This window comes from Streptomyces sp. NPDC127092 (assembly GCF_042722475.1).
In the GTDB taxonomy this organism is placed as follows: domain Bacteria; phylum Actinomycetota; class Actinomycetes; order Streptomycetales; family Streptomycetaceae; genus Streptomyces.
In genome coordinates, this window is sequence record NZ_JBHXFE010000420.1 from 1 (window position 1) to 768 (window position 768).

Here is a 768-nt window from a genome sequence, read left to right on the forward strand (position 1 = left end):
GCCAAGGAGAACGGCATCCGGGTGGGCCCGGGCCGCGGCTCGGGCGCCGGATCGATGGTGGCGTACGCGCTGCGCATCACGGACCTGGACCCGCTCAAGCACGGGCTGATCTTCGAGCGGTTCCTCAACCCGGACCGCGTGTCCATGCCCGACTTCGACGTCGACTTCGACGACCGCCGTCGCTCCGAGGTGATCGACTACGTCACCCGCAAGTACGGCGACGAGCGCGTCACCATGATCGTCACGTACGGCACCATCAAGACCAAGCAGGCCCTGAAGGACTCGGCCCGCGTGATGGACCAGCCCTTCTCGATGGGCGAGTCCCTCACCAAGGCGCTGCCGCCGGCGGTGATGGCCAAGGACATCCCGCTCAAGGACATCGAGGACCCCGCGGCCCCGCGCTACGGGGAGGCCGCGCCCTTCCGCGAGCTGATCGCCACGGACCCGGTGGCGAAGGAGGTCTTCGAGACCGCCAAGGGCCTCGAGGGCCTGAAGCGGCAGTGGGGCGTGCACGCGGCCGGCGTGATCATGTCCTCGGTGCCGGTGATCGACGTCATCCCGATCATGCGCCGCCTGCAGGACGGCCAGGTCATCACGCAGTTCGACTACCCGATGGCGGAGTCCCTGGGCCTGATCAAGATGGACTTCCTGGGGCTGCGCAACCTCACGATCATCTCGGACGCGCTCGAGAACGTGAAGGCGAACCAGGGCGTGGACCTGGACCTGGAGACCCTCGACGTGGACGACCCGGCGGCCTACGAGCTGCTG

1 pseudogene is annotated in these 768 nt (G+C 68.1%); it reads left to right on the forward strand.

Features of this window, described 5'->3' with window-relative positions:
• A pseudogene (locus ACFWJO_RS40960) lies at positions 1 to 768 on the forward strand (DNA polymerase III subunit alpha); the annotation flags it as partial.